Here is a 20,886-nt window from a genome sequence, read left to right as displayed (position 1 = left end):
CAATCACCCGGGGACAGGCTCCATCACCGGGGCTGGAGGCCCAGCTTCATACCCGTCAGGCCCCGCGGCCTTGCCGCCAGCTTGTCCGCTATCCCCGTCAGCGCCCTGGCCGCAGGGGTCTCGGGACGGCCCAGCACGATCGGTTCGCCGGCGTCGCCGCCCTCGCGCAACAGGATATCCAGGGGAATCTGGCCCAAAAGCGGCACATCCGCGCCGACGGTCGCGGTCAGGCGCTCGGCGAGGACAGCGCCGCCGCCGCTGCCAAACAGTTCCATCCTGCCGCCGTCGGGCATTTCCAGGTAGGACATGTTCTCCACAATCCCGGCCACGGACTGGCCCGTCTGGGTGGCGATGGCACCAGCCCGCTCGGCGACGTCGGCGGCAGCGGCCTGCGGTGTGGTCACCACCAGGATCTGCGCCTTCGGAAGCAGCTGCGCCACGGAGATGGCGATGTCCCCCGTGCCCGGAGGCAGGTCGAGGAACAGCGCGTCCAGGTCGCCGAAATAGACGTCGGTGAGGAACTGCTCAAGGGCTCGATGGAGCATCGGCCCGCGCCACGCCACCGGCTGGTTGCCCTTGACGAACATGCCGATGGAAATAACCTTCACCCCGTACGCGACCGGCGGCAGGATCATGTCATCCACGCGGGTGGGGGCCTGGTCGATGCCCATCAGCGCGGGGACCGAGAACCCGTACACGTCGGCGTCGATGATGCCGACGCGCAGCCCCTGGGCAGCCATGGCGCAGGCGAGATTCACCGTGACGGAGGACTTGCCCACCCCGCCCTTGCCGCTGGCAACAGCAAACACCTTCGTGAGGGATCCGGGCTGGTTGAACGGGATGCCGCGCTGGCCGCCCGGTCCGCGGAGTTTTTCCTTCAACGCGTCCCGCTGCTCCTGCGTCATCACTCTGAGCTCGACGTCGACCGCCGTCACTCCGGGGACCGCGGACAGCGCGGCCTCGGAGTCTGCGGTGATGGTGCCGCGCAGCGGACAACCGGAAATGGTGAGCAGCACGACGAGCCGGACCCGGCCGTCGTCGGCGATGTCCACGGACTCCACCATGCCAAGTTCGGTGATGGGGCGCCGCAGTTCGGGGTCGATGACAGTGGCCAGTGCAGCGTCCACTGCCTGGGCCAGGGGGGTGCTCATGCAGTCAGTGCTCAGCTTTCGGGGGAATTGAGGTGCGCGGGAGTGCCAGGGTGGTCCGGCTTGACCTTGGGGATCTGCTGGGTCCGCGGGTTGCGCTGTTTGTCGCGGCGTTCCTTCAGCTTCTCCTTGAGTTTGTCCTTCGGCGACTCGTGGCTGCCGGCGCCGGACGGATCATGGGTGCGGAGTTCCTCCTGCGCCTCCAGCATGTCCTCGAGCAGGCTGCGCAGCTCGGCGCGGACGTAGTCGCGGGTGGCGACCTCGCGGAGCGCGATGCGCAGGGAGGCCAGCTCCCTGGTGAGGTACTCGGTGTCGGAGAGGTTGCGTTCAGCGCGCTGCCGGTCCTGCTGGAGGGACACGCGGTCGCGGTCATCCTGCCGGTTCTGGGCCAACAGCAGCAGCGGGGCCGCATAGGAGGCCTGGAGCGACAGCATCAGAGTAAGCAGGGTGTAGCCCAGGGCCTGCGAGTCGAACTGCCAGGCCTCGGGCGCGAAAGTATTCCAGACCAGCCAGAAGACGCAGAAGATCGTCATGTAGACCAGGAAGGTCGGCGTGCCCATAAAACGGGCAAAGCCTTCCGTGGCGTGGCCGAACGCGTCGGGATTCGGCGAAAACTTGGGAAGAATGCGCTGGCGCCCGCTGAGCGGCGTATCCAGGCCAGCGGATGTCTTGGCTCCGGGACGGTGGGAGGAGTTCCGGGGTGAGCTGAGATCAGCCAATGCGGCCTCCAAGTTTCCTTATCGGGGCGTCATCATCGTGGGCGCGCCAGTCGTCCGGCAGCAGGTGGTCAAGCACGTCATCAACAGTCACCGCCCCCACGAGGCGTCCGTCCTCGTTGACGACCGGGAGTGAGTTCAGGTTGTAGGTGGCCAGGGTGCGGGCCACCTCGCTGATGTGGGCCTGGTCCGACACAGGTTCCAGGTTCTTGTCCACCAGATTTCCGAGCGGTTCGGGCGGCGGGTAGCGAAGGAGCTGCTGGATGTGGACCACGCCAAGGAACCGCCCTGTGGGCGTTTCCAGCGGCGGACGGGCAATGAAGATCGACGACGCGAGCGCCGGTGAGAGCTCCTCGCGCCGGACGTGGGCCAGGGCTTCGGCCACCGTGGCCTCGGGAGGGAGGATCACCGGGACAGGCGTCATGAGTCCGCCGGCGGTGTCCTCGTCGTACTCCAGGAGGCGCCGGACGTCCTCGGCCCCTTCGGGTTCCATGAGCTGGAGCAGTTCCTCTGCCTGTGCCGAGGGGAGTTCGGCGAGGAGGTCGGCGGCGTCGTCCGGATCCATCTCTTCGAGGACGTCGGCGGCGCGGTTGACGTCGAGGGCGGAGAGGATTTCCACCTGGTCGCCTTCGGGCATCTCCTGCAGGACGTCGGCGAGCCGTTCATCCTGAAGTTCGCTGGCCACTTCGAAGCGGCGTTTGTCGCTCATCTCCTGCAGCGCTTCGGCGAAGTCGGCCGGTTTCAGGTCCTCGTGCGTGGCCACGAACTGGGTGGCGGCCTGGGGCTCCGTCCTGGCGCCCTGCAGGGCATCCGCCCAGTCGATGATCATGGTCTCGTTGCGGCGGAGCCGGCTCAGCGGCGAGAGGGAGTGGCCGCGGCGCACGAACAGTTTGCTGACGAACCAGTCGCCGGAACGGTGCCGGTCCATGGCGATGTCCTCGATGGTGGCGTCGCCGCTGCCGTCCGCCAGGGTCACGCGGCGGTCGAACATTTCGGCCACCACCAGGGTTTCGGCGCCGCGCTGTTCGAAGCGGCGCAGGTTCACCAGGCCGGTGCAGATGACCTGGGTCTGGTCGATTGAGGTAATCCTGGTCATGGGGACGAACACCCGCTTCTTGCCGGGTACTTCCACCACGATGCCCACCACGTGGGGGGCGCCCCGGGTGCCGCGGGAGAGCACCACGACATCGCGCAGCCTGCCCAGCCGGTCGCCCAGGGGGTCGAAGACATCCAGTCCGAGAAGGCGCGCAACAAACACCCGCGAAAGATTTGTGCTCACTTGTACAGGCTACCGAGTCTGCTCTCTTTTAGCTGAATTTCAGCCTGCTCACAGCCGGATGGGCAAGAATGGAGGTATGTCAAACATTTTTGGTGCTCCCAAGGCCGGTGTCCCGAACGGGCCGGATGAATTCCGCACGGTTCCGGCCGGGGACACCGTCGGTTCGTATACCTCCTACTTGGACGCCCAGAAGGCGGTGGACTACCTCGCGGACCAGCAGTTCCCCGTCCAGCTGGTGTCCATCGTGGGCAACGACCTGAAAATGGTGGAGCGCGTCACCGGGCGGCTGAGCTACCCCCGGGTCGCTCTGTCGGGCGCATTGAGCGGTATGTGGTTCGGCTTGTTTGTCGGCGTGATGTTGTCCTTCTTCTCGCCGACCGGCGGCTACTTCTCGATTGTGACCTCGGTGCTCATGGGGGCGGCGTTCTTTATGCTCTTCGGCATTGTCACCTACGCAACGCAGCGCGGGAAGCGTGACTTCACGTCAACGAGCCAGGTGGTGGCCACGAACTACGACGTCGTGGTGGCTTTCGAGGCTTCCCACGAGGCACGGCGCATGCTGCAGCAGCTGCCCATGACCCCGTCGGACGCGTCTGCAGGGTCTGCTCCCTATGGCCAGGGGGGCTATCAGAACCAGCCGTCCCAGCAGCCCGGGCACCAGCACGGCCCGCAGCAGGGGCCCCAGCGGCCCGCGGGTTGGAACGACCCCTACGGTCAGAGGACCCCGGAGGCAGGGAACCAGCCGCCGGCGGGCGCCCATGCGGCATCCGGAGCGGTCAGCCAAGGGCCGCAGCCCGCGTCCGAGGAACACCCCCAGCACGTGGCCGCGCCGACGCCCGCGGTGCGCTACCCGGACCTCCCTGACGGCCGGCCGCAGTACGGGGTGCGCGTGACCGACGCGCCTACGCCTGAAGGCGGCGCCAAACATGAGCCCGCCGAGGGCAACACGCAGCCATAACGCGAACACCAAAGGCCTCCGTCCGGACGATCCGGACGGAGGCCTTTGTGTTTCCGATTTACGGCTTTCCGGGGCTACGCGTGGTCGGCTTCCTGGTAGATGCCCGCCATCCAGGACTCGACGTCGTCGGCCTTTCGGGGGAGGGCGGCGCTGAGGTTAACGGGACCGTCGGCCGTCATCAGGATGTCATCCTCGATCCGGACGCCGATGCCGCGGTACTCCGCGGGAATCGCGAGATCCTCGTTCTTGAAGTACAGGCCGGGTTCGATGGTGAACACCATGCCCGGAGTGAGGACGCCGTCCAGGTAAAGCTCACGCTTGGCCTGGGCGCAGTCATGCACGTCGAGGCCCAGGTGGTGGCTGGTGCCGTGCGGCATCCAGCGGCGGTGCTGCTGGCCCTCGGTGCTGATGGCCTCCTCGACGGACACGGGCAGCAGGCCCCATTCGGCAAGGCGTTCGGCCAGGACCGTGGTGGCGGCTGTGTGGATGTCACGGAACTTGGTGCCGGGGCGGGCTGCGGCGAAGCCGGCGTCCGCGGCGTCCAGGACGGCTTCGTACACCTTCCGCTGGATGTCGCTGAACGTGCCGTTGGCGGGCAGGGTGCGGGTGACGTCGGCGGTGTAGAGGGAATCAGCCTCAACACCTGCGTCCAGCAGCAGCAGTTCGCCGGCGTTGACCTTTCCCGTGTTCCGCGTCCAGTGCAGCACAGTGGCGTTGTTGCCCGAAGCCGCGATCGTGTCATAGCCGAGCTCGTTGCCCTCTTCCCGGGCACGGGCGAAGAAAGCGCCTTCGACTACCCGCTCGCCGCGCTGATGCGTCAGTGCGCGGGGCAGCGCCTTGACCACCTCGGCAAACCCTTCCACCGTGGCGGCCACGGCAATTTTCATCTGCTCGATTTCCCACGGGTCCTTGAGCAGGCGGAGCTCGGAGAGGGCTTCCGTGAGCTTCTCGTCGAGGGCATCCAGCACGCCCAGGTCCAGGTTGTCCGGGTCCTTGGCCGTGTTGTAGCGGGCCGTGTCCACGAGGGCGTCGATGTTGTCATCCACCTTGCGCACCAGCCGGATGGAAATGCCGCCGATTTCGGGGGCGCCCACGTTCTTGGTGATGGCGAGTTCGAGCTGGTCGATGTGCGCCGTGGCGAGGCCCAGCCTCCGCTCGAACTCCGCGAGCGTGGGGCGGGCGCCGATCCAGAATTCGCCGGAGCGGGAGTCTGCATAGAACTGTTCGGTGTCCCGGCCGGCCAGGGGCCGGAAGTACAGCGTGGCGCGGTGGTTCCCGCCGTCGTCGCCCGTACCTTCCGGCACCGGTTCCAGAATGAGCACGGCGTCGGGCTCGTGGTCCAGGCCCAGGCCGGTCAGGTGCGCAAAACCGGAGTGGGGGCGGAAACGGTAGTCGCAGTCATTGGAGCGGACCTTCAGGGGCCCGGCGGGGACCACCAGGCGTTCGCCCTTGAACAGGCCCGAAATGGCGCGACGCCGGGCCGCGGCGTGGTCGGCCACGGCATCCCGATCGGGGAGCTCATGTGCCGAGGGCGCCCAGTTGCTGGCCATAAAGGCCTTGAAGGCGTCGGAGCTGGGCCGCTGCGAGCGGTTGTTGACGCGCTCTTCGAGGGGCTGGGTGGCTGTAGTTTCACCGTTGTAGGTGTTGTCTGCATCGTTCACGGTCCCATCGTCTCACCAGCCGCGTGGCCGGGGCCACCGCACACTGCACCGGCCACCCACGGCAGGCATCTACTAGGCTGGGCAGGTGAAGATTGATCTGCATGCGCACTCGAACGTTTCCGACGGCACGGAGGCGCCCGCAGCGGTGATGGCGTCCGCCGCGGCCGCAGGCCTGGACGTGGTGGCCCTGACCGACCACGATTCCACTGACGGCTGGGCCGAGGCGTCCCTCGCGGCCCGGGCCGAGGGGATTGCGCTCGTGCCCGGCATGGAAGTGTCCTGCCGGACCGAGGAAGGCATCAGCGTCCATCTCCTCAGTTATCTCCATGACCCGTCGCACCCGGGCCTGCTGGAGGAAATCACCAAGGCCAAGGACGCGCGCCTCACCCGGGCCGAACGCATGGTCACCCTCCTGGCCGAGGACTACCCGCTGAGCTGGGACGACGTCATCCACCACGTAGCACCCGGCGCAACGCTCGGCCGGCCGCACATCGCCGACGCCCTGGTGGCCGCCGGAGTGGTCGCGGACAGGACCGAAGCCTTCGCCTCGATCCTGACCTCCCATTCCCGGTATTACGTCCAGCACTACGCCCCGGCTCCGGCCGTCGCCGTGGCCCTGGTCCGGGCGGCGGGCGGCGTGCCGGTGTTCGCCCACCCGGTGGCGTCCGCACGCGGCCGCGTGGTGGGCAGGCGCACCTACCTGGAAATGATCGACGCAGGCCTGGCCGGATTGGAGATCGAGCACCGCGACAACCCGGAAGACGGCCGGGCCTACCTCCGGGCGCTTGCGGAGGAGCATGGCCTGCTGGTCACGGGCTCCTCCGACTACCACGGCACCGGCAAGCCGAACCTGCTGGGCGAGAACCTGACCTCGCCCGAGGTCTTGGCGAGGATCGAAGAGCAGGCGACCGGAACCGCCGTCGTACGTCCTTGAACTGTATGCCAACTGACTGGCAGTTAGCGCTGTGAAATCGGCGGATGACGACGTGCGAGTCAGTTGGGCGGGAAGGACGTGAACGTCGCGTGGGCGCTGAGGCGCTTGGCCATCACGTCGATGGCGGGCTGGTTCTGGTCCACGCAGACGAATTTCCGGCCGAGCTTGGCGGCCACCGCACCCAGGGTGCCGGAGCCCGCGAAGAAGTCCAGGCACCAGTCGCCCGGCCGGCTTGAAGCGGCCACGACGCGGCGGATCAGGCCCTCGGGCTTCTGCGTCGGGTAGCCGGTCTTTTCCTTGCCGGTGGGGGAGACGATGGTGTGCCACCAGACGTCCGTGGGCAGCTTGCCGAGCTCCCGCTTTTCCGGAGTCACCAGCCCCGGCGCCATGTATGGTTCGCGGTCCACTTCAGCGCTGTCGAAGTGATACTTGGCCGGGTTTTTGACGTACACCAGGATGTTGTCGTGCTTGGTGGGCCAGCGGAACTTGGCACGGGCGCCGTAGTCGTATGCCCAGATGATTTCGTTCAGGAAGCATTCGCGGCCAAAGATGGCGTCCAGCATCACCTTGGCGTAATGCACTTCCCGGTAGTCCAGGTGAAGGTAGAGGGTGCCGTCGTCGGCCAGCAGCCGCCACGCTTCCACGAGCCTCGGTTCCAGGAACGACCAGTAGTCACTGAAGGCGTCGTCGTATTTGTGCAGGGCGCCTTTGATCGTGTCATAGGAGCGGCCCTTGAAACCCACGCGGTCGCCGCCGCCGTCCGCGTTCCGCACCATGGTGGTCTGCTGCCGGCTCTGGGCGCGGCCGGTGTTGAACGGCGGGTCGACGTAGATGAGTGTGAAGGCGCCGTCCGGCAGCGTGGGGAGGTACTCGGCGTTATCCGCGTGTACCACCAGGTTGCTGCCGTCCGGCGCCCAGACGGTGTCAGTCATTGAGGGGTTTAGGCCTCAGTGTTGCCGTGGTGCGCGCCGTCCTGCGCTGCAGTTCCGCCGCCCACAACTTCGCCGTTGCGGCGGCGCGTGCGGGTGCGGCGGCGGGCGCGGGTGGCCCGGTCAACCTCGGCGGGCGCCGCAGCTGCCACCGCAGCTGCCACCGGAGCTGCCACCGGGGCCGCCTCGGCAGCGGGAGCGGCTGCTGAACTGCTGTCGGAGGAACGACGGCGGCGGTCACCTGAGCGTGAGCCCTCGCGTCCGGCGCTGTCCCGGCTGCCGCCGGCGTCGCTGCGGCGGGAATCGCGTCCGCCGGAGCGGCTGCCGTCCCGTCCGCCGCCGGTGCTTCCGCCACGGGCGGTGTCCCGTCCGCCGTCCCTTGCGCTGCCGCGCCCGGGTTTCTTGCCGGTCTCGCCCAGGTCCTCGAGGACTTCGGCGTCGACGCCGGCAAGGACGCGCTTGTCGCGGGGCAGGCGGCCCTTGGTGCCTTCGGGGATGTCCAGCTCTTCGTAGAGGTGCGGCGAGGAGGAGTAGGTTTCCACCGGCTCCGGGTAGCTCAGGCCAAGGGCCTTGTTGATGAGGCCCCAGCGCGGCATGTCGTCCCAGTCCACGAACGTCACGGCGGTGCCCTTGTTTCCGGCGCGGCCGGTGCGGCCGACGCGGTGCAGGTAGATCTTTTCGTCCTCGACGCACTGGTAGTTGATCACATGCGTGACGTCGTCGACGTCGATGCCGCGGGCGGCGACGTCGGTGGCCACCAGGACGTCGACCTTGTTGTTCCGGAAGGCGCGCAGCGCCTGCTCGCGGGCGCCCTGGCCGAGGTCGCCGTGAATGGCGGCCGCGGCGAAACCGCGGTCCACCAGTTCCTCGGCCACCTTGGCGGCGGTGCGCTTGGTCTTCGTGAAGATGATCGTGCGGCCGCGTCCCCGGGCCTGCAGGATGCGGGCGACGACCTCGACCTTGTCCATGCTGTGGGCACGGTAGATCAGCTGGCGGATGTCGCGCTTGGTGAGGCCCTCGTCGTCCGGATCAGCAGCACGGATGTGGGTGGGCTGGGTCATGTAGCGGCGCGCCATGGCGATGACCGGGCCGGGCATGGTGGCCGAGAACAACAGGGTCTGGCGGACGGCCGGGGTTCCCGCGATCAGCGTCTCGACGTCCGGCAGGAAGCCGAGGTCCAGCATTTCGTCGGCTTCGTCGAGGATGACGATTTTGACGTTCTTCAGGCTCAGGTGCTTCTGCTTGTAAAGGTCGATCAGCCGCCCGGGGGTGCCGACAACAACCTCGACGCCCTTCTGCAGCGCCTCCACCTGGGGCTCGTAGGCACGGCCGCCGTAAATGGTGGCAATGCGGGCATTGCGCTTGCGGGCAGCGTTTTCGAGGTCCTTGGCAACCTGGACAGCGAGTTCGCGGGTGGGCACAATCACCAGCGCCTGCGGCGCGCCCGGGACTGCCAGCTTATCGAATCCGGGGTCGTCGCGTCCCACCACGCGCTGCAGCGCGGGGATGCCGAAGCCGAGGGTCTTGCCGGTGCCCGTCTTCGCCTGGCCGATGATGTCGTGGCCGGCGAGGGCCACGGGCAGGGTCATCGCCTGGATGGGGAAGGGGTGGGTGATTCCGGCGTCGGCCAGGGACTCGACGATGTCGGCGCGGACGTTGTAGTCGGCGAAGGTTTTTTCTTCAATCTCGTGCGGTTTTTCGTCCGAGATGATGGTCTCTTCCGGCTCGATCGATTCGGTGCCGGTGTCGTCGGTCAGAAGTTGGTGCGTGTGCAATTCACTCACAGGGGAGTTTCCTTATTCATTTGGGCATTGGCGCTGCTTGCTCAACGGGGCCGGCCGCAAGGCCGTTCCGGAGCACGCTCAGGCGCGCAAGCAAATCCAGTGGAAGCCGATCGCGGGCTATCTAAATGCTGGCACTGGGGACCAACGGGTGTATCTCAAGATCGCGTAGGGGCGGGCTTGTTGAATTCAAAAATCATGGAAATCAACGACCGGGCATCCATTACTACCCCTTCAGTCTAGCTGTTGAGCGCAACCATCCCCGACTGACGCCCCGGGCACGGCCCACAGCCAATCCACAATCACTCCACCAACTCCAGCCGGATCGCGCGTGTGTCGATGTCCGAGGAGATCAGCCTGACCCGGACCGTGGTGCCGGATTCAAGTTCGCCGGGGCACCTGGCGGTCACTGCCGGGTCCGCGATCTGGATGATGCCGGACGGTCCGTTCCCGTTTCCGTTGCCGCCGTTTCCGTTTGTCTTGCCCGGTTTCGAACCGGAGATGACCACGGCGTCGAACTCCTGCCCGATGTGGTTGACAAGGAGGGCGGCCTCCACCGTGTCCAGGGCCAGCCGCTCCATCCTTGCTGCCAGCTGGTCCGAGGCCGCCATGATCTCCGGCAGGGACGGCAGGGCGTCACGGGCCCAGCCGGGGACAGCAGTGCGGTTGCTCAGCGCCTCGCAGATCACCAGGACAAAACGGTCTATCAGCCGCCGCAGCGGGGCCGTGGTGTGCGCGTAGGCAGCTCCGATTGCCGACTGGATGGCGTCCTTCGGCACTGTGCCGTCAAAGGGCGTATAGCCGGCGCCCCGGAACAACATGCCGGCGGAATGCAGGATGGCCAGCTGCCTGGGGTCCGTGGGATCAAGGGAGCGCAGGTACTCCCCGTAGCTCGCCCGGCCGTCCCAGGGCTTTCCGAGCGCGTTCGTCTGCCGTTTGAAGTGCAGGAGCGAGCGTTCGTCGGGCGAAGGCATGGTCCGCAGGATCCCCACTTTGCCTTCCAGCATCAGGTCCGCCGCAGCCATGCCGGTCATGAGGGAGATCTGGGCGTTCCAGTCCTCCACCGGAAGGGACGGAGCAGCGACAATGCGGTAGCCGCCGTCGGGCAGCTGTTCAATGTCCTGTTCCGGCATGTTCAGGCTTGCTCCGCCGCGCAGCCTTTCCAGTTCCACCCGCTTGAGCCCCACTTCCTTGAGCAGCTGCAGGACGGGGGCGGCAGTGCCGGCGTCGAGTTCGGCCTGGACGCCCTTGTAGCTGAGCTTGGCACGGCTCCGGATTTTGGCACGGCGCACCAGCACTGACTGCACGCGGGCCCCCGCGTCCAGGCCGAACTCCCAGACGAAAGCGGAGCACATTTGTCCGGCCAGCAGGCTGCCCGCCTGTTCGCTGATGACTTCCGGGTGAAGCGGAATCCGGCCGTCCGGGGCGTAGAACGTCTGCCCCCGGCGGCGTGTTTCGGCGTCCAGCGCCCCGCCGGGTGCCACAAAGGACGGCACATCGGCGATGGCGTAGAAAACCTTGTACCCGTCGCCTGACCGCTCGATGAACAGGGCCTGGTCCAGGTCCGTGGACGACGCCGGATCTATGGTCACAAAGCCCACATCCGTGAGGTCCAGGTCCGGCATCTTGTGTTCCGCAATGGCCGCCAGCGCATCCTGGAGGACTTCATCAGGAAACGGCCCCGGCAGCTCCAACTCCGTACGGAGCGCGTTCAGCGCGTCGGCCAGCCGGTTGGTCTGTTCGTGGACACTTGGAGTCAGGCGATGATGGGACACGAAAGTCAGGTTAGCTCCATTTCCGCCATTAGTCTTGGACGATGAGCTCAACCCCGGCTGACACTGCTCGCTACAACCGCTTCGTCGCGGACCTGTTCGGAATGATGGCCTACGGCGAGCTTTCGGCCTTTGAACGGTTTGCCGCGGACGCACGGTATTCGCCCACCCTCCACGACCGGGCGGTGCTCGGCAGGATTGCCGTAGTGGAGTTCCGGCACTACGAACTGGTGAACGCCCGGCTCGAGGCCAGGGGGATCGACGCCGAGGACGCCATGCTGCCTTTCCAGCCAGCCGTGGACTACTTCCACTCGCGGACACGCCCGGCCGACTGGTACGAATCGCTCATGAAGGCCTACGTCATCGACACGGTCTCTGCCGACTTCTACCGGGCCATCTCACAATACGTCGACGCCGAAACGCGGGAACTCATCGAACAGATCCAGGCCTCCGATGAAACGACGGAGGTTCTCCGCGACCGGCTCAAGGGCGCCCTCGCCGATGATCCCAGGCTCGCCTCCAGGCTGGCGCTGTGGGGCAGGCGGCTGCTGGGCGAAGCCCTGACCCAGGCGCAGCGCGTCAGCTACGAGCATGCGTTCCTGGGAAGCCTGATCGGCGGCGAGGACACCGTCGAGGCGAAAGACCTGGTCAGCGGCCTGATCGCCGGGCTGGCGGAAAACCACTCCAAGCGGATGACGCAGCTCGGACTGACCGGATAGTCAGGATGCGCCGGTGTCGAGCGCTTCGAGCAGTGATCGCGCGGCCGCGGCGGGATCGTCAGCCTCGGTGATGGCGCGGACCACCACAATCCGCTGCGCCCCTGCAGCCACCACCTGCTCAACGTTGCCCAGGTCAATGCCGCCGATAGCGAACCACGGGAGCGTCGTCCCGGCGGCCGCTTCTTTGCCGGCGGCGCTTGCCGCGTAGCGGAGCAGGTCGAGGCCGACGGCGGCCCGCCCCGGCTTCGTGGGGGTGGCCCAGACCGGCCCCACGCAGAAGTAGTCCAGTCCTCCGGTACCGCGGGATGCGGCCATGGCGGCGTCGATCTGCCCGGTGCTGTGCGTTGACAGGCCGATGACGGCTTCGTTGCCGAGGAACGTCCGGGCCGCCGCCAGCGGAAGATCCTTCTGTCCGATGTGGAGCACGGGTGCGCCGGAGAGCGAGGCGAGGTCCGCGCGGTCGTTGACCGACCACAGGCGCCCGTGGCGGCGCGCAGCGGACTCCAGCACAGCAAGAAGTTCGAGCTCTTCGGCTGCCTCCAGGTTCTTGTCGCGGAGCTGGATGATGTCGACGCCACCGGCGTAGGCGGCATCTACGAAGTCGTCGAAATCGCCGCGGTCCGTGCGGGCGTCAGTGCAGAGGTACAGGCGGGCATCGGTGAGGAGAGCTTGCTCGGTCATGGCACCAGCCTAGTTCCCCTAAACTGGGGGAGTACCGCGGGAGCCCGCAGCAGCTGTCACAAAGCTGCAGGGCTGAGAGGGCGTCAGAGCCGACCGCTTGACCTGATCCGGTTAGTACCGGCGTAGGGAAGGATGACTATGGCCCCGCATACCCCAGCAGGCAGCCCCGCCGCGCGCAGCCGCGACATCAGCGCCGACGTCGCCGTGGTTGGCGGCGGAATCATCGGCCATGGCATCGCCTGGGAGGCCCGGCAGTCGGGCCGGTCCGTGGTGCTCATCGATGACGCGCCCGGTACGGGAGCGAGCTGGGCCGCCGCCGGCATGCTGGCACCGGTCAGCGAACTCCACTACCAGGAGGAGGACCTCCTGGAGCTCATGCTGCACTCCTCCGGGCTGTGGCCCGCGTTTGCGGCGAGCCTTGAAACCGAGGGGGTTCCCGGGGAATCCGGCAGCGGCGGCCCGGACACCGGCTACCTCACGACGTCGACCCTCGCCGTGGGGGCCGACGCCGCCGACCGCCGCGCGCTCGCCGACCTGCGCGGCGTCCAGCTGTCGAGCGGCCTCACCGTGGAACCGCTGACCGTCAGGGAAGCGCGGGCCCGGGAGCCGTTGCTGAGTCCCGGGATCTCCTGTGCCTTCGACATCCCGGCGGACCACCAGGTGGATCCCCGCAAGCTCCTCGCCCTCATCGCGGAGTCGCTGGCAGGTTCCGCCGTCCGCCGGCGGGCGGCCGGCCTGCTGTGGGAGGACGGGCGGGTCAGCGGTGTCAGCCTGGCCGGGGGAGGTGCAGTGCACGCAGCGGAGACGATTATTGCCAACGGGCTGGAGTCTGCGTCCCTCGGCGGGCTGCCCGCGGGACTGAAGCTGCCCCTCCGCCCGGTGTACGGGGACATCCTGCGCCTGCGGGTCCCCGCCTACCTGAGGCCGCTGCTGACATCCACCGTTCGCGGCATGGTCCATGGGGTTCCCGTCTACATCGTGCCCCGGCAGGACGGAACCGTGGTGATCGGGGCCACGCAGCGTGAAGACGCCCTCCCGGGGGCAGACGCTGCGGACCTTGGAGCCGGACACGCAACGCCGATCCGTTCAGCCGTTTCAGCCGGCGGCGTCTACCAGCTGCTCCGTGACGCGCAGGTGCTGGTTCCGGCCGTCGCCGAACTGGAACTCCTGGAGGCCACGGCAAGGGCGCGTCCGGGAACGCCGGACAACGCGCCGCTGCTGGGGCGCGTAGCCGTTGCGGGAACCGGCAAGGACGTCGAAGGGCTGATCATTGCCACCGGTTTCTTTCGCCACGGTGTCCTGCTCACTCCTGCGGCAGCGTCCATCTGCAGGCAGCTCATGGACGGCACCGCCGACGTCCGCTGGGCGCCTTTCCGGCCCGACCGGTTTTCCGGCCTTTCGCCAACACCGGCAACACCGGCAACGCCACCGAACATCGTCACAATTGACCCGAACAAGGAAACAGCATGAACATCACACTGAACGGCACCGTCCATGCGGTGGACGACGGCGCGTCTGTCACCACCCTCATCAGCCAGGTTACTGGCAGGAACCTCGCCCCCAACGGGCAGGCCGCAGACGGCCGGAAGCTGGGCGTCGCAGTGGCCCGGAATTCCGAGGTGGTGCCGCGCAGCCAGTGGTTCGTCACGGCGCTCGCCGAGGGCGACGACGTCGAACTCGTTACCGCGGTACAGGGAGGTTGAGCATCATGGCAGGAACTACGGTTGCCGGCGTGGCAGGGACGGCACGGCACGCGGCGGCGGACCCCTTCATCGTGGACGGTGTCCACCTGGGATCGCGGCTGATCATGGGAACCGGCGGCGCGCCCAGCCTGGACGGTCTGGGGGCGGCGCTGATCGCCTCGGGCACGGAGCTGACCACCGTGGCCATGCGCCGCTATTCCCCGGCGGAAACAGGTTCGCTGTTCCAGCTCCTGGTGGACCACAACATCAGGGTCCTGCCCAATACGGCCGGCTGCTTCACCGCACGGGACGCCGTCATGACGGCGGAACTGGCGCGGGAAGCGCTGGAAACGGACTGGGTGAAGCTTGAAGTGATTGCCGACGAGCACACCCTCCTGCCGGACGCTGTGGAACTCGTGGATGCCACAGAGCAACTGGTCAACCGCGGGTTCAAGGTATTCGCCTACACGAATGACGACCCCGTGCTGGCCCTGCGGCTGGAGAACCTCGGAGCCACGGCCGTGATGCCGCTTGGATCGCCCATCGGCACCGGCCTGGGCATCCTGAACCCGCACAACATCGAACTCATCGTTTCCAGGGCATCCGTTCCCGTGGTGCTGGACGCCGGCATCGGTACGGCGTCCGACGCGGCCCTCGCCATGGAACTGGGCTGCGACGCGGTGCTGCTGGCGACCGCAGTGACCCGGGCGCAGAACCCGGCGATGATGGGGGAGGCCTTCAAACACGCTGTCATCGCCGGTAGGCTGGCGAAGGCGGCCGGCCGGATTCCGCGCCGCGAACACGCCCTTGCCTCGTCCGCCATGGAGGGCCGGGCGGAGTTCCTGTAGCAGTCCGAACCAGGCAAGGAGCCAGCGGTGACCGGCAAGGAAGACGTTCTGACGCGAGCCCGGATCGACGCCGCCCTGGCGGACCTTCCCGACTGGAGGTACCGGCTGGGAGGCCTGGTTACCGTTTTCAAGACGCCGACGGCGGCCGGAGCGCTCGAGCTGATTGCCGCCGTCGGGCGCCTCGCCGAGGAGCAAAACCACCACCCGGACCTGGACTGGCGCTACAACAGGGTGTTCATCCGCTTCACCTCGCACGACGCCGGCTCGGAGGTGACGGAGCGTGACGTCACCGCTGCAGCGGCCGTGAGCCTGGCAGCCGCTGCTGCGTCGGCGGCCGCTGAGCCCGGCCTGTACCGGACAGTGGAGATCGCCATAGACACTGCGAACCCGGACGAGATTTCCGAGGTGTGGCGGACTGCCCTTGGCTACCGGAAAGGCAGGTACGGCGACCTGGTCGACCCCTACGGCCGCGGCCCGGGGGTCTGGTTCCAGGAAACGCCCACCCCGAACGAGAACCGCTTCCACCTGGACATCCACCGGAGCAAAGCGGAATCCGGCCCGGCACTGGAGAAAACCGAAGCCACCGGGGCCTTAATGAACCGTGACCACGCACCCAACTGGGTGGTGGTCACGGATGCGCAGGGAAACCGACTGTGCCTCTGCACCGAGGAAGGGCACGAACCGGATCTGTAGCCCTGGCTAGAGTCTCAGGGCTGCTGTCAGCTGCTTTGTGTCATGCAGGGTACGCTTCCGGCCCAGGTACACCGCGGCAGCGAGTGCCGCCCCGGTGCCCAGCACCATGGGCAGCACCCAGGGAATCCACGTCAGGCCGGGCTGGTAACCAAGCCCCGCTGCCATGAAGATGATCCAGCTCAGCATCCCCACGGCAAGGGAAACGCCCGGCGGCATGGCGATGCCGTACTTCGCATGGCGCCGGTCGTTGGCCCAGACAACAAGGCCTGTGGCAGCGGTGACCAGGGCCACGATTACCAGGGAAAGCATTTTCGGCGAACTCCTTGCTGCAGAGCGGGTTGGTCTATGTGGGGTGCCTAGAGCTGGCCGAACCCGACGCGGCGGGCTTCCTCTGCCCCGATTTCAACGTAACCCAGGACGTTGGCGGGAACGATGACCACGCGGCCCTTGTCGTCAGCCAGGCGAAGCTCGGAACCCTTGGCGATGGCTTCCTCGACGAGCTTGGCAACAGCGTCAGCATCCTGAGCCGATTCCAGCACAATTTCGCGGCCGATGTTCTGAATGCCGATCTTTACTTCCACAGCGAGGCCTCCCAGCCAATCAAAGTTCTAAAGGTGTTCTCTATTTGTAGTCTAGGTTTCCTTGGGAAAGCGGGAGATTCCGCGCCAAGCTAAACGATAGATCAGGTCACTGGCCACATCGAGGTCCAGGTTTCCGTCAGTTTCGAGCCAATAGCGCGCGCTGACCTGCGCCATTCCGGCGAGTCCACGACCCAGCAGCTGGGCCTCCAGCATGGGGAGCTTCGTGTCCTCGGCGATGACCCGCGCAATGGCATCGGCAAAAGCCTTGTTGAAAGTTTCGAGCCTGGAACTGACGTCGCTGTCATTAATCAGGTCCGATTCAAAGACCAGGCGGTGCGCCTGGTCGTCGCTGGCAATAAAGCGGTAATACGCCCGCATGACCGCCTGGACGCGTTCGTCATTGTCATCGGTGGAATTCAGGGCGCCCATCATCAGCTCGGTCAGGGAACTGAGATGGCTGTCCAACAGGGCAAGGTAAAGCTCGCGCTTGGAGGGAAAGTGCTGGTACAGCACCGGCTTGCTGACGTGCGCCGTTTCCGCGATCTCGTCCATGGCCGCACCGTGGTAGCCGTTGGCCACAAATACTTCCTGCGCGGCGGCCAGCAGCTGGGCGCGTCGTTCGTCACGCGGGAGCCGCGCTGAACGCGCACCGCCGGCCCGCGTCTGTCCCGCGGCTGCCTTCCCGGCCTGTGTCCGATCAACCGGTGCATGATGAACCACTGTTGGCCTTCTTTCGATTGCAGTTACCTACACTTTACGCGCGGGTAATATGACCTGGCGGTATCTTCGGGCATACATTGAAGTATGGCTTCCACGTTCACCGCAACTGCTGTCCCTGCAACCCTGGATCCGCTCGTGGAACCGGCGGATGCCCTGACCGCCGAAGAGGTGGAGCGCTACTCCCGCCACCTCATCATTCCCGAAATCGGCACGCTGGGCCAACGCAGGCTCAAGAACGCCAAGGTCTTGGTCATCGGAGCCGGCGGCCTGGGCTCGCCGGCGCTCCTTTACCTTGCCGCTGCAGGCGTGGGAACCCTGGGAATCATCGACGACGACGCCGTTGACCTGAGCAACCTGCAGCGTCAGGTCATCCACGGGGTTGCGGACGTGGGCAGGCCCAAGATCGAGTCAGCCCGCGACTCCATTGCCGCGCTGAACCCCTTGGTGGATGTTCGGCTCCACAATGTCAGGCTGGACGCCTCGAACGCACTGGAGCTGTTCGCAGGCTATGACCTCATCCTGGATGGCGCCGACAACTTCGCCACACGCTACCTGGTCAACGATGCCGCCGCCATCCTCGGCAAGCCCTACGTATGGGGCTCCATTTTCCGTTTCGACGGCCAGGTCAGCGTGTTCTGGGAGAAGCACGGCCCCACCTACCGCGACCTCTACCCGGAGGCGCCGCCGGCCGGCTCGGTGCCTTCCTGCGGCGAAGGCGGCGTGTTCGGGATGCTGTGCGCGGCCGTCGGCTCGCTCATGGTGACCGAGGCAGTGAAGCTGATCACCGGCGTCGGGCGCTCCATGCTGGGACGTGTGGCGCTGTTCGACGCCCTCGGCGGCAGCTGGCGCGAGATCAAGGTGGCACGGGACCCGGCGGCTGAACGCATCACGGAACTCACGGACTATGAGGCATTCTGCGGAATAGCTCCGGAGGCTGAAACGGCCAAGGAAAACACCGTGACGGCCACTCAGCTGGCCACCATGCTGGCCTCGCGCAAAGCCGGCCTGAAGGACTTCGAACTCGTGGACGTCCGCGAGCCCGGCGAGCATGACATCGTCAGCATTGACGGCTCCGTCCTGATCCCGCAGGGCAGGATCCTGGCGGGGGAGGCGTGGGCCGAGCTGCCCCAGGACAAGGACATTGTGTTCCACTGCAAGGCCGGGACGCGCTCAGCGGCCGTCCTGGCGGCGGCGCGCAAGGCAGGCTACCAGCGGGTCAGCCACCTCGACGGCGGCATCCTTGCCTGGGTACGGGAAGTGGAGCCGGCCAAGCCGGTTTACTGAGCAATGAACCAGGACACCAGCAGGACGCCGCAACGTAAAACCGGTTCCGGCTTCGGCAAGGAGTCGACCGCCGCTGAGGTCGTTGCCGGCATCGACCTGACCGGCAGGACTGCCATCGTCACGGGCGGATACGCCGGACTCGGACTGGAGACGGTCCGGGCACTAGTGTCCGCCGGCGCCGAGGTGCTGGTGGGCGCACGGAGGCCCGGCCATGCGCGGGAAATGCTGGAAGCGGCCGGAATACCCTTCGGACTGCCTGCCGGAGCAGAAGGCGGAGCCGTTAGTGTCGGGGCGCTGGACCTGGCGGATCTGGCCAGCGTGAAAAGCTTTGCAGACGGGTTCCTGTCCGCGGCGTCCGGGGACCCAGCCGCAGGCCTGGACATCCTCATCAACAACGCAGCCATCATGGCCAGCCCCGAGCGGCGCGTCGGTCGCGGCTGGGAGTCGCAGTTCGCCACCAACCATCTGGGACACTTTGCCCTGACCAACCTGCTGTGGCCCGCGCTGGCGGCCGGCCAGGGCGCGCGCGTGGTCTCGCTGTCGTCCACCGGGCATAAGCTCTCGCCCATCCGTTTCGACGACATCAACTTCGACACCGGCTACGACAAATGGAAAGCCTACGGCCAGGCCAAGACGGCCAACTCCCTCTTCGCCGTGCACCTGGACTTCCTCGGAAGGGACTCCGGCGTTCGGGCATTCGCCGTGCATCCCGGCGGCATCATGACGGAACTGCAGCGCCACCTGCCGCGCGAGGAGATGGTGGCCGCCGGCTGGATGGACCAGGACGGCAACGTCGATGCCAGGTTCAAGACCCCGGCACAGGGCGCCGCAACCACAGTGTGGGCCGCCACGTCCCCGGCGTTGCAGGGCATGGGCGGGGTCTACTGCGAGGACTGCGACATCGCCGAACCCACCCGGACGGGGAGTCCTGAAGCCCGGATCAGGGGAGTGGAGGCGCACGCGGTGGATCCGTCGGATGCTGCGCGCTTGTGGACGCTCTCGGCGGAGATGACCGGGATCAACGCCTTCGGCTGACATCTTGCCGCCCGGTTGGCTCGGCGTTTGGCTCTGCGTCGGGCGCGTGCGCCGGGGCGGGCCGGAAGCCTGAGGCTAGGCGGTTTCCCGCCGGAGGTCGGCGGACGCCGGGCCGGCCTGGCCGTGGTCCACCGGGCATTCGGCAGCCGGGGCAGCGGCGGGCTGCTCAACGGTGATGCCGTACAGCGCGTCAAGGGCCGCAATGTACTGTTCCTGCTGGCCGTTGGAGGCAAGCTCCCGCGCGCGGACCGTGGGAACGTGCAACAGCTGCTTGACCATCCGGCGCAGGGCGAACTCGACTTCCTCAGCGGCGGCCGTGCAGCCGTGGCGTGCCCGGACCTTCTCCATTTCGGCGTCGAGGACGTTCATGGTGTGGCGGCGCAGCGCGACAATCGCCGAGTCCACGGACCTGGCCTCGCGCTCCTGCTCAAACGCTGCAGCCGCGCCGGTAACGATGCCGCTGGCCTGTGCCAGCGATTCGGCCTGCTCCTGGGGGGCAGCGAGCCGCACGGACTCGAGCGTCAGCAGCTCCACGCCGTCGAGCTCTCCCACGGCGGGATCGAAATCATGGGTGAGCGCCAGGTCGATGGCGATCAGAGTCTGGGGTGAGCCGGCGCGAACGCGGGCGAGTTCATCCGCTTCGACGCGGGTATCGGAGCCGCTGCACCCGATCATGACGTCCGCTGCGGCCACCGCGGAGGGAAGCGAATCGGCGTCGAGGGCCTTGCCGCCGCGCGTGGCGACGAAGGCTTCGGCGCGTCCGGAGGAGGAAAAGACGGAAATATCGGTGCATCCGCGTTCGCGGAGCAATGACATGGTGGCGCCGGCGTAGGCGCCGGTCCCGAAGACCACGGCCTTCTTGGTGGACCAGTCGGGGTTTTCCGAAAGGTCAGTGGCGAGATCCAGTGCCACCGAGACAATGGACAGTCCGCGCGATCCCAGGGCCGTCTGCGCACCGACATCCTTGGCGGTCTTGGATGCTGCCTGAAAGAGGCGGACGAGCCCTGAGCTGGCAGTGCCTTCATGCTGGGCGGTGATGAGCGCCCGGCGAACCTGCCCCGCGATTTCGCGTTCGCCCACCACAGCCGAGTCCAAGCCGGAGCTCACGGCGAAAAGGTGTTGGCTGACTTCGCTGCCGGTGCGCGTATTGAATGAGCGGGACACCAGTTGCTCGTTGAGTCCGGTGCGTTCACTGATCTGGGCAACGAGGGCGGCCCGTGCGGCTTCCACGTCATCCGGATGGGGCGCTTCACCATAAATTTCGAAGCGGTTGCAGGTGGCAAGCACCACCGCACCCGTCACTGCCGGCGACCCGGAGAGTGCGGATGTAGCAAGCTCGGAAGCACCGGTGCTCAGTTGAGCAACGGTCTCGAGGTCGATGTCGGCGTGTGTAGCCACCAATGAAAAAAGAACCACAGCATCACAATCATAGCTTTTACGTCGCGGCGTAGAACAACAAAGCACC

At 66.8% G+C, this 20,886-nt stretch carries 21 protein-coding genes and 1 riboswitch; of the genes, 9 read left to right on the top strand and 12 right to left on the bottom strand.

Annotated features, from left to right (window positions below):
* Positions 1-23 precede the first annotated feature (23 nt).
* The 3 genes from ASF98_RS01900 to ASF98_RS01890 are packed head-to-tail and all read right to left on the bottom strand — an operon-like array spanning position 24 to position 3,143.
* Entirely contained in the window at positions 24-1,151 is a 1,128-nt protein-coding gene (locus ASF98_RS01900) for an Mrp/NBP35 family ATP-binding protein (protein WP_055796690.1), read from the bottom strand.
* Between the two features lie 11 nt (positions 1,152-1,162).
* Positions 1,163-1,879: a DUF1003 domain-containing protein gene (locus ASF98_RS01895; protein WP_055796687.1), complete on the bottom strand. Its 717-nt coding sequence runs from the start codon at positions 1,877-1,879 to the stop codon at positions 1,163-1,165.
* On the bottom strand, positions 1,860-3,143 hold the full coding sequence (locus ASF98_RS01890) for a magnesium transporter MgtE N-terminal domain-containing protein (RefSeq protein WP_055796684.1): 1,284 nt from the start codon (positions 3,141-3,143) through the stop codon (positions 1,860-1,862). The genes ASF98_RS01895 and ASF98_RS01890 overlap by 20 nt, the downstream gene beginning before the upstream one ends.
* 76 nt (positions 3,144-3,219) lie before the next feature.
* On the opposite strand from ASF98_RS01890, the gene ASF98_RS01885 reads away from it, so the two are divergent.
* A complete protein-coding gene (locus tag ASF98_RS01885; RefSeq protein WP_200939275.1) occupies positions 3,220-4,101 on the top strand; it encodes a general stress protein in 882 nt (293 codons plus the stop codon).
* A 74-nt stretch (positions 4,102-4,175) separates the two neighbouring features.
* On the opposite strand, the gene ASF98_RS01880 is transcribed toward ASF98_RS01885, so the two are convergent.
* Positions 4,176-5,762: an aminopeptidase P family protein gene (locus tag ASF98_RS01880; protein WP_055796679.1), complete on the bottom strand. Its 1,587-nt coding sequence runs from the start codon at positions 5,760-5,762 to the stop codon at positions 4,176-4,178.
* A gap of 85 nt (positions 5,763-5,847) precedes the next feature.
* Here ASF98_RS01880 and ASF98_RS01875 point away from each other — a divergent pair, with 85 nt between their 5' ends.
* A complete protein-coding gene (locus ASF98_RS01875) occupies positions 5,848-6,696 on the top strand; it encodes a PHP domain-containing protein (protein WP_055796676.1) in 849 nt (282 codons plus the stop codon).
* Between the two features lie 59 nt (positions 6,697-6,755).
* On the opposite strand, the gene ASF98_RS01870 is transcribed toward ASF98_RS01875, so the two are convergent.
* The 3 genes from ASF98_RS01870 to ASF98_RS01860 all read right to left on the bottom strand — a co-directional run bounded on the left by ASF98_RS01870 (position 6,756) and on the right by ASF98_RS01860 (position 11,181).
* On the bottom strand, positions 6,756-7,628 hold the full coding sequence (locus ASF98_RS01870) for a DNA-methyltransferase (RefSeq protein ID WP_055796673.1): 873 nt from the start codon (positions 7,626-7,628) through the stop codon (positions 6,756-6,758).
* A gap of 8 nt (positions 7,629-7,636) precedes the next feature.
* A complete protein-coding gene (locus ASF98_RS01865; protein WP_055796670.1) occupies positions 7,637-9,409 on the bottom strand; it encodes a DEAD/DEAH box helicase in 1,773 nt (590 codons plus the stop codon).
* A gap of 299 nt (positions 9,410-9,708) precedes the next feature.
* Positions 9,709-11,181 (bottom strand): RNB domain-containing ribonuclease, encoded by a 1,473-nt coding sequence (locus ASF98_RS01860; RefSeq protein ID WP_055796668.1) that lies wholly within the window; start codon positions 11,179-11,181, stop codon positions 9,709-9,711.
* 41 nt (positions 11,182-11,222) lie between these two features.
* On the opposite strand from ASF98_RS01860, the gene ASF98_RS01855 reads away from it, so the two are divergent.
* Positions 11,223-11,897, top strand: a complete 675-nt coding sequence (locus tag ASF98_RS01855; RefSeq protein ID WP_055796665.1) for a ferritin-like domain-containing protein — start codon at positions 11,223-11,225, stop codon at positions 11,895-11,897.
* Here ASF98_RS01855 and thiE read toward each other — a convergent pair whose 3' ends face one another.
* On the bottom strand, positions 11,898-12,578 hold the full coding sequence (gene thiE, locus ASF98_RS01850; RefSeq protein ID WP_055796663.1) for a thiamine phosphate synthase: 681 nt from the start codon (positions 12,576-12,578) through the stop codon (positions 11,898-11,900).
* A gap of 26 nt (positions 12,579-12,604) precedes the next feature.
* Positions 12,605-12,724, top strand: a riboswitch (TPP riboswitch).
* Here thiE and thiO point away from each other — a divergent pair.
* From thiO to ASF98_RS01830, 4 genes are all read left to right on the top strand, one after another.
* A complete protein-coding gene (gene thiO, locus ASF98_RS01845; protein ID WP_055796659.1) occupies positions 12,717-14,048 on the top strand; it encodes a glycine oxidase ThiO in 1,332 nt (443 codons plus the stop codon). It overlaps the preceding riboswitch by 8 nt.
* Positions 14,045-14,281, top strand: a complete 237-nt coding sequence (thiS, locus tag ASF98_RS01840) for a sulfur carrier protein ThiS (protein WP_055796656.1) — start codon at positions 14,045-14,047, stop codon at positions 14,279-14,281. The genes thiO and thiS overlap by 4 nt, the downstream gene beginning before the upstream one ends.
* A gap of 5 nt (positions 14,282-14,286) precedes the next feature.
* The gene (locus ASF98_RS01835) at positions 14,287-15,108 is read left to right on the top strand and encodes a thiazole synthase (protein ID WP_268760396.1); all 822 of its coding nucleotides are present in this window, start codon (positions 14,287-14,289) and stop codon (positions 15,106-15,108) included.
* 27 nt (positions 15,109-15,135) lie between these two features.
* Complete coding sequence (locus tag ASF98_RS01830; RefSeq protein ID WP_055796652.1) at positions 15,136-15,801, top strand: 4a-hydroxytetrahydrobiopterin dehydratase; 666 nt, start codon at positions 15,136-15,138, stop codon at positions 15,799-15,801.
* A gap of 6 nt (positions 15,802-15,807) precedes the next feature.
* Here ASF98_RS01830 and ASF98_RS01825 read toward each other — a convergent pair whose 3' ends face one another.
* The 3 genes from ASF98_RS01825 to ASF98_RS01815 are packed head-to-tail and all read right to left on the bottom strand — an operon-like array spanning position 15,808 to position 17,102.
* Complete coding sequence (locus ASF98_RS01825; protein WP_055796649.1) at positions 15,808-16,110, bottom strand: hypothetical protein; 303 nt, start codon at positions 16,108-16,110, stop codon at positions 15,808-15,810.
* Positions 16,111-16,157: 47 nt separating this feature from the next.
* Positions 16,158-16,382 (bottom strand): DUF3107 domain-containing protein, encoded by a 225-nt coding sequence (locus tag ASF98_RS01820; RefSeq protein WP_055796646.1) that lies wholly within the window; start codon positions 16,380-16,382, stop codon positions 16,158-16,160.
* Positions 16,383-16,433: 51 nt separating this feature from the next.
* Positions 16,434-17,102, bottom strand: coding sequence for a TetR/AcrR family transcriptional regulator (locus tag ASF98_RS01815; protein WP_055796643.1), 669 nt, complete (start codon positions 17,100-17,102; stop codon positions 16,434-16,436).
* Between the two features lie 84 nt (positions 17,103-17,186).
* On the opposite strand from ASF98_RS01815, the gene moeB reads away from it, so the two are divergent.
* Entirely contained in the window at positions 17,187-18,386 is a 1,200-nt protein-coding gene (moeB, locus tag ASF98_RS01810) for a molybdopterin-synthase adenylyltransferase MoeB (protein ID WP_055796641.1), read from the top strand.
* A gap of 3 nt (positions 18,387-18,389) precedes the next feature.
* Positions 18,390-19,421, top strand: a complete 1,032-nt coding sequence (locus ASF98_RS01805; protein ID WP_055796637.1) for an SDR family NAD(P)-dependent oxidoreductase — start codon at positions 18,390-18,392, stop codon at positions 19,419-19,421.
* Positions 19,422-19,496: 75 nt separating this feature from the next.
* Here ASF98_RS01805 and ASF98_RS01800 read toward each other — a convergent pair whose 3' ends face one another.
* Entirely contained in the window at positions 19,497-20,837 is a 1,341-nt protein-coding gene (locus tag ASF98_RS01800) for a glutamyl-tRNA reductase (protein ID WP_055796634.1), read from the bottom strand.
* Positions 20,838-20,886 lie beyond the last annotated feature (49 nt).

The sequence above is a fragment of the Arthrobacter sp. Leaf337 genome, assembly GCF_001423745.1.
Taxonomy (GTDB): domain Bacteria; phylum Actinomycetota; class Actinomycetes; order Actinomycetales; family Micrococcaceae; genus Arthrobacter.
The sequence above is the reverse complement of the archived record's forward strand: the minus strand, read 5'-3'. Positions and strand labels throughout refer to the sequence as shown.

What these genes read in the sequence shown, in the direction of transcription:
- ASF98_RS01900 (WP_055796690.1), bottom strand. Translation starts at nt 1,151, where the DNA reads ATGAGCACCCCCCTGGCCCAGGCAGTGGACGCTGCACTGGCCACTGTC.
- ASF98_RS01885 (WP_200939275.1), top strand. Translation starts at nt 3,220, where the DNA reads ATGTCAAACATTTTTGGTGCTCCCAAGGCCGGTGTCCCGAACGGGCCG.
- ASF98_RS01870 (WP_055796673.1), bottom strand. Translation starts at nt 7,628, where the DNA reads ATGACTGACACCGTCTGGGCGCCGGACGGCAGCAACCTGGTGGTACAC.
- ASF98_RS01855 (WP_055796665.1), top strand. Translation starts at nt 11,223, where the DNA reads ATGAGCTCAACCCCGGCTGACACTGCTCGCTACAACCGCTTCGTCGCG.
- thiE (WP_055796663.1), bottom strand. Translation starts at nt 12,578, where the DNA reads ATGACCGAGCAAGCTCTCCTCACCGATGCCCGCCTGTACCTCTGCACT.
- thiO (WP_055796659.1), top strand. Translation starts at nt 12,717, where the DNA reads ATGGCCCCGCATACCCCAGCAGGCAGCCCCGCCGCGCGCAGCCGCGAC.
- thiS (WP_055796656.1), top strand. Translation starts at nt 14,045, where the DNA reads ATGAACATCACACTGAACGGCACCGTCCATGCGGTGGACGACGGCGCG.
- ASF98_RS01835 (WP_268760396.1), top strand. Translation starts at nt 14,287, where the DNA reads ATGGCAGGAACTACGGTTGCCGGCGTGGCAGGGACGGCACGGCACGCG.
- ASF98_RS01825 (WP_055796649.1), bottom strand. Translation starts at nt 16,110, where the DNA reads ATGCTTTCCCTGGTAATCGTGGCCCTGGTCACCGCTGCCACAGGCCTT.
- moeB (WP_055796641.1), top strand. Translation starts at nt 17,187, where the DNA reads ATGGCTTCCACGTTCACCGCAACTGCTGTCCCTGCAACCCTGGATCCG.
- ASF98_RS01805 (WP_055796637.1), top strand. Translation starts at nt 18,390, where the DNA reads ATGAACCAGGACACCAGCAGGACGCCGCAACGTAAAACCGGTTCCGGC.